The organism is Flavitalea flava, assembly GCF_054461575.1.
Window position 1 is genome coordinate 1 of record NZ_JBTLQH010000097.1, and the last position, 6,862, is coordinate 6,862.

At 46.2% G+C, this 6,862-nt stretch carries 6 protein-coding genes; 2 read left to right on the forward strand and 4 right to left on the reverse strand.

Annotation, left to right across the window (positions count from 1 at the left end):
- Nucleotides 1-93 precede the first annotated feature (93 nt).
- From ACX0G9_RS31360 to serC, 4 genes are all read right to left on the reverse strand, one after another.
- Nucleotides 94-1,872, reverse strand: a complete 1,779-nt coding sequence (locus ACX0G9_RS31360) for an AMP-dependent synthetase/ligase (RefSeq protein WP_459068948.1) — start codon at nt 1,870-1,872, stop codon at nt 94-96.
- Between the two features lie 83 nt (nt 1,873-1,955).
- Entirely contained in the window at nt 1,956-2,978 is a 1,023-nt protein-coding gene (locus tag ACX0G9_RS31365; protein WP_459068949.1) for a tetratricopeptide repeat protein, read from the reverse strand.
- A 119-nt stretch (nt 2,979-3,097) separates the two neighbouring features.
- Nucleotides 3,098-4,324: a DUF1015 domain-containing protein gene (locus ACX0G9_RS31370; protein WP_459068950.1), complete on the reverse strand. Its 1,227-nt coding sequence runs from the start codon at nt 4,322-4,324 to the stop codon at nt 3,098-3,100.
- Between the two features lie 5 nt (nt 4,325-4,329).
- A complete protein-coding gene (gene serC / locus ACX0G9_RS31375) occupies nt 4,330-5,397 on the reverse strand; it encodes a 3-phosphoserine/phosphohydroxythreonine transaminase (protein WP_459068951.1) in 1,068 nt (355 codons plus the stop codon).
- A gap of 292 nt (nt 5,398-5,689) precedes the next feature.
- Here serC and ACX0G9_RS31380 point away from each other — a divergent pair, with 292 nt between their 5' ends.
- Complete coding sequence (locus tag ACX0G9_RS31380) at nt 5,690-6,184, forward strand: RNA polymerase sigma factor (RefSeq protein WP_459068952.1); 495 nt, start codon at nt 5,690-5,692, stop codon at nt 6,182-6,184.
- Nucleotides 6,185-6,188: 4 nt separating this feature from the next.
- Nucleotides 6,189-6,734 carry a hypothetical protein gene (locus ACX0G9_RS31385; protein WP_459068953.1) on the forward strand — a complete coding sequence of 182 codons (546 nt, stop codon included), beginning with the start codon at nt 6,189-6,191 and terminating at the stop codon, nt 6,732-6,734.
- Nucleotides 6,735-6,862: the final 128 nt, after the last annotated feature.

Genomic DNA, 6,862 nt, shown 5'->3' on the forward strand with positions numbered 1-6,862 from the left:
GCCGTGTACGGGCCCGTACGCACGTGTGGTGTGAGGGGACAGGTAGTCAGCTAATGGCTACCTTCCCACTCGATTTGCAGAAATATTTAAATTCTAAGCGTAAATTTTTTCGATCACATCGCGGTATCTTTCCGTGATCACTTTTCGTTTTAGGCTGAGCTTGGGCGTCATCTCCCCGGTTTCGATACTCCATTCCGCAGGAAGCAGTTCGAATTTTTTGATCTGCTCCACATGATTAAAATATTGATTATAGTTCTCTATGACTTCCTGGTAATGGTTGATGACTTTGGGATTGCGGATCAATTCCTCATTGGTGGCCGAATTGATCCCATTCTGCCGGGCCCAGTCTTTTAAATAGACAAAGGCCGGGACGATGAGCGCTCCTACGAATTTCCGTTCGGGGCCAACGATCATGATTTGCTCGACCAGCATCGACTCCTTTAATTTATTTTCGATCACGAGCGGGGCTACATATTTTCCTCCGCTGGTCTTGAACATTTCTTTTTTGCGGTCGGTAATTTTCAGGAATTTTCCATCGATCAGCTGTCCGATATCACCTGTATGGAACCAGCCATCGATCAGGGCTTCCGCCGACAGGTCAGGGCGTTTAAAATACCCCAAGGTAATATTGGGGCCTTTGCAAAGGATCTCTCCATCTTCTGCGATCTTCACATCTACTCCTTCGATCAGCCGCCCAACGGTACCGAACATACGATCTTTCACTTCATAACGGTTGACGCTGATCACCGGGGAGGTTTCGGTGAGCCCGTATCCTTCCATAACAGGGATCTTTGCGGCGGTAAAAATCCGGATCAGCCGTACCTGGCAGGCAGCACCGCCGCTGACGATACATATAAGGTTATTGCCGAGGCCTTCTCTCCATTTACTGAAGATGAGTTTGTTGGCCAGGGACAATTGCAGGTCATACCAAAACCCCATGGGTTTATTGATCTCATAGCGGGTGGCGAGGTCGTGGGCCCAGAAGAAAAGCTTCTTTTTCACACCGGTGAGTTCGGCTCCTTTTTGCATGATACGGTCATAGACTTTTTCCAGCAGACGGGGAACGGTGGTGAACATCTGGGGCTGCACTTCTTTCAGATTTTCGCCGATGGTATCCATGCTTTCCGCATAATAGATGGGGCTGCCGTTAAAAATATAGATATAGGTCAGCATGCGCTCAAAAATATGATTGAGCGGCAGAAAACTAAGCGCCTTGATCGGTCCGGGGGGGATACATTTGAGACAAGCCATCACATTGCTGAGAATGTTCTGATGGGAAAGCATAACTCCCTTTGGTGTACCGGTAGTGCCGGATGTATAAATGATAGTGGCCAGGTCTTCATACCGTATCTTTTCACGGATAGCCGGAATACGGGCCAGGTCTTCCTGCCCTGCACTATCCGTCAATTCTTTCCAATGCCTGGCATTCGGTACGTGTTCGAAAGAATAGATTTCCCGGAGAGTGATCAGTTTGTCGCGAATGCTCAATACTTTATGAAAGAGCTCCTCATTATCGACAAAGATTACCTTCACGCCGGCATCATTCAGCACAAATTCCAGTTCCTGGACATTGATCGTAGGATAGATGGGGGTCAATACGGCGCCTATCTGCTGGGTAGCCAGGTCTACCATGACCCACTCCGGTCTGTTTTTGGCAATTATAGCCACTTTATCCATTCCCTCCGGACTAAGATCCCCTCCTGAAATACCCAATTTGAGGAGCCCCCCGCTGATCTTATTCACTGTTTCCGCTACCTGTTCTGTGCTGTAGGTCTTCCAGGCTCCATTTTCTTTAGCTGCCAGCATATCCGGCAGCGGGGATTTTTCCAGGTGTAACTGAAGGCAATCGAACAATCGTGTAGGGGAGGTCATAGTAATTTTTTAATTGACGGATGTTTCCGGGCATCAAAATACAAAAAAAACAGGAAAGCCGCGAAGGAGAAAAGACCCCATACTTATTTGGAAGCGACCTGGTAATACTGTCCTTCGGGTAACCGGAAGACCCTTCCTTTCTGGAAATTGGTGAACCGGGTATACTCATCGGCATGGGTATTGGTCCAGGTCTGGAAGTTGGTGAGGTTTTCGGCAGCGCCGAAGATCCATTGATTATAAGCATCGAAAAGACCGTCCTTTAATAGCTGGCGCTGGTAATCGAAAAGACGGAAAGGAAAATTGCTGGAATAATTCTGGTACCAGCCAAGGATGAATCTTGTCCGCAGTAAAGTGAGCGATTCTGTGGTGATACCCTGTGCAACGGCACCGCTGACTTTTTGGATGGTACCCAGATAGGCAGCAACAAAAGGTGCTTTGCCGTTTTGGAATTTCATCAGGTCTGTCTCGCTGAACAATTTTTTATAGCCCTGAAGAAGAAGACCTTTTACCTCAGCGGTGCGTTTGCTATAACTTTCCAGGTTTAAAAAAATCTCCCCGTAGACGAGACTCCAGACTTTGTCGGTCGTTACAAAATAATATTTACAGGCATTATAATAATTGGAAGAGTAACCGGGGTCGATTTCGATCCCCTTTTCCCATTCTTTAATAGAAGCATTGTCCTGACGGGCCCAGAGCATTTCACCAAGCTCATTATATAGTACCCCGCTTTGAGGAAAACGTTTGATTCCTGCTCTATAAAGCTTTTCGCATTCCTTGCCTTGGTCGATAGCCTTATAAAAAAGCCCTGCCAGCTGGTAACACTGAACATCGGCATCCGTTCGTTCGGTCAGGGCCCTGGCAATATTCAATCCTTTGGCATTTTCCTGCTGCAGATAATAATCGAATGCGAGATCCTTTTGTAATTCTATATTATTCGGATCTTTTTTCAACGCCCCGTTAAGAACGATCACCGCATTGGTATAATCTCCCTGGCGGGTGAATGTTTTAGCCGTTTCCTGCAAGGCCTTGGAATCCGGTTCAGATTGAGCAAGGACGGAAAGACCGGAAAGGAAGGATATACTTATCAGAAACAGGACACGACTCATGGAATATGATTGAACTGCAAGCTAAGATTTTTTATGTATCAAAAAAAAACTCTATGTTACCGGCTCGTTATTCAAAACACGCACCATAATGGTTGTTTTCTTAAACCCGGAGGTTGCCGCTATATCAAATGCGTCAGCAGACCATCTCTTAATTTCGGTTCGAACCAGGTGCTTTTCGGAGGCATAATATTTCCGCTGTCGGCAATATCGAATAACTGTTCGATACTGACGGGATACAAGCTGAAAGCAACCTTCATTTCACCGCTGTTCACCCTTTTCTCCAGTTCTGCCAGTCCACGGATCCCGCCCGCAAAATCGATCCGTTTATCTGTCCGTGGGTCTTTGATGGCGAGCAATTTGTCCAGCACATTTTTTTGAAGGATCGTTACGTCAAGGATGCCGATAGGATCGGTGGTAAAGGTACCTTCCTTGGCCACAAGCTGGTACCAATTGCCGTCGAGGTACATTCCGAATTCATGCAATTGACCCGGAGCAAATGCCTTATCGAGTTTGCCCACCAGGAAATCCTTTTGCAGATTGGTCAGGAATTCCTCGACCGTCGCACCATTCAGGTCATGCGCCAGCCGGTTATAATCCAGTATATGTAACTGGGCGGCCGGGAATAATGTGGTCAGGAAAAAATCGGCTTCTTTGGAGGCTCCTTCGCCAAGCGCCTTTCTTACCTTGGCAGCGGAAGCTGCACGGTGATGACCATCCGCGATATAGGTAAAAGGAACGGAGTTCGCAAAAAGTGCGGTAATGCCGCTGATCGCCTCTTTCGTGTCCGCCACCCATATCGTATGACTAATGCCGTCTTCTGCCACAAAATCATATAATGGGCTGTGCGTGTTTTTCCAGTTTTCGATCAGGGTGTCGACGGCCTCCACATTTTTATAAGCTAAAAAAACGTTTCCCGTCTGCGCGCCGATGGTTTTCATATGATTGATCCGGTCGGCTTCCTTGTCCGGGCGGGTCAGCTCATGTTTTTTGATAATATCGTTCTCATAATCATCGACCGAACTCCCGCAGACCAGACCTGTCTGACTCCTGCCGTTCATGATCAGCCGGTAAATATAATAACAGGGTTTTTCCTCCTGCAGTAATATCCCTTTTTTGATAAAGTTCTGCAGGTTTTCTTTCGCCTTGTCGTAGACCGTTTGAGAATGGGTATCTATATCTTCCGGCAGATCGATCTCGGATTTGGTGATATGCAGGAAAGAGTCGGGGTTACCTGCTGCTTCTTCCCTGGCTTCCCGGCTGTTCAATACATCATAAGGCCTGGAAGCTACTTGTTTTGCCAGGGAAGGAGCCGGACGTAAGGCCCTGAATGGAGTAATCGTTGCCATCGTTATTAAGCTTTTTGAGTTGCAAAATGTTTCATCAGTTCCGTTAATGCCTGTACGCTTTCCAATGGAAGAGCATTGTATAGAGAGGCTCTGAACCCTCCGACACTCCGATGGCCTTTAATACCAACCATACCGTTCTCTTTGCAGGTAGCCAGGAATTCCTTTTCCAGCGCCGGATCATCCATGACAAAGACCGCGTTCATAATGCTCCGGTCTTCCCTGACTACTGTAGGACGGAAAATGGATAGATTATCCAGGGTATCATAGATAAGCGCCGCTTTCTTTTTATTGATCTTTTCAATGGCTGCGACACCTCCCTGTTGTTTCAGCCAGCGGAGGGTCAGCAAACATACGTAAATGGCAAAGACCGGAGGGGTGTTGAGCATGGAACCTGCTTCGATATGCTGACGGTAATCCATCATGGAGGGCAGTTTGCGGTTCACCTTACCCAGGATATCTTTTTTAACGATCACCATGTTCACCCCGGCTGCGCCAATATTTTTTTGCGCTCCCGCATAGATGAGATCAAACCGGTTAAAATCCATTACCCTGCTGAGGATATCGCTGCTCATATCGGCTACCAGGGGAACCTTGGTGTCGGGAATATGATGCATTTGTGTTCCTTCGATGGTATTATTCGTGGTATAATGAAAATATTTTGTCTCCGGAGAAATGACAAAATCACGGGGGATATAAGTATAATTCTTTTCTTTGGATGAGGCGACTACATCCACCTTGCCGAAAAGTTTTGCTTCCTTAAGGGCCTTGGCGCTAAAAACGCCGCAATCCAAATATGCCGCGGTTTCGTCCTCGTTCAACAAATTCATGGGGACCTGGAAGAACTGAGTGGAAGCTCCTCCATGGAGGAACAATACATCATGTTCATTATCCAGCTGTAATAATTCGCGGGAAATAGCTACGGCCTCATCCAGCACTTCCTGGAAAAGAGAGGTCCTGTGCCCGATTTCCAGAATGGAAAGACCGGAATTATTAAAATCCAGAATGGCACGGCTGGCCTGCTCGAAAACTTCTTTCGGTAAGATGCTGGGACCTGAGTTGAAATTATGAACCATGGCTTTACTCGATGTTTTTCAAATTAAATGATCTGCCAGTATTCAATGATCTGGCCTAAAGAGGGGCAAAGATACCCCCTTTACGGATAAACCCCCCGGCATCAGGGAGAGATTAGCTATCTTTTTGATTTATAAAAATTTATACATAGTTTTTTTGAAGCTTTCTAATTTGCACTTTGGGCGGTGGCCCCGGGGATATTCCGGATAATGGCCTCAAAAAAAGGCACAGGCCCTGTAAGTTTCCCGGTCGCCACAACAACTAACAATGAGAACGGGTGCAAAAAAACACAGCATGGAAAAAGAATTTTTAAAGGCGATAGGTGACCATCAAAAGATTATCTATAAAATATGCAGGATTTACCGGGATCGTCCGGAGGACCGGGAAGACCTGTTTCAGGAAATTGTTTACCAGTTGTGGAAATCATTTCCCTCCTTTAAAAAAGAGGCAAGGCTAAGTTCATGGATGTACAGGGTCGGATTAAATACGGCTATGGCCATCTATCGTAAATCAGCGGCCCCAACCGATTATTACGAGGAGATCCCGGATAATCTTGTTCTTCCTGGTGAAGGGGCAATCGAAGGCACAATCGAAGGACCAATCCCGCAGATGGAAGAACGGCTGTTTTCAGCTATACGCTTATTAAGCGATTCCGAGAAGGCGGTCATCTCTCTTTATCTGGAAGATTTCAGTTACCGGGAGATTGGTGAAATAACGGGTCTTAGTGATAATAATGTGGGTGTAAAGCTCAACAGGATCAAACATAAATTAAAAAAAATAATAAACTAAATCTATGGATCTGCAAGACTTAAAATCTTCCTGGCAAAATGCCGGTGGACCGGCTAAAATGGAATCCGATCTTCAAAAAATGACCAGGATCTCCCGTCTTCCTTCTATAAAAAAGATCAGGATAAAATTGATAATGGAGACAATTGGCCTGACCTTGTTCTTATTGGTTTACCGGGACTGGTTTGATGGCGATAAAAAACCATTCTTTGTAAACGCTTTGCTGGTAAGCAGTGTGCTTCTCTATATTTTTAATGATGTCCTGGGGTATATTTCCCTGGTGCTGCCTGCCAGCGGGGCCAATCTAAAACTATCCCTTCAGCAATATCTGGTAAGGATCAGGCGGCTGTCCGTTTTTTCGTTGATGGTATCTTCCCTTTATAGCATTTTCCTGATCCTTTTTTTCTCAGCCGTTATAAATTTCACGAAAGTAAAGGTTCTCCTGCTGGTTGGTGTCCTGATACTGATGGCTTTAATGGTCTGGTTTTCCTTCAGGACCTGGAATAAGTGGATCAGAGCCCTTGCCAGCCAGGTAGAGGATTTCACCTCCTGAAACAAAAAGCAGGTGATTTCGGCGGTTTAGGATGGATGGTTACTGATGGATGGTTTATAATGGATTAGGAACAGGCTCTGTTTTGGATGCCGGTTGGGATTGATTCCTGGGATCGTGTTCGGATTCCC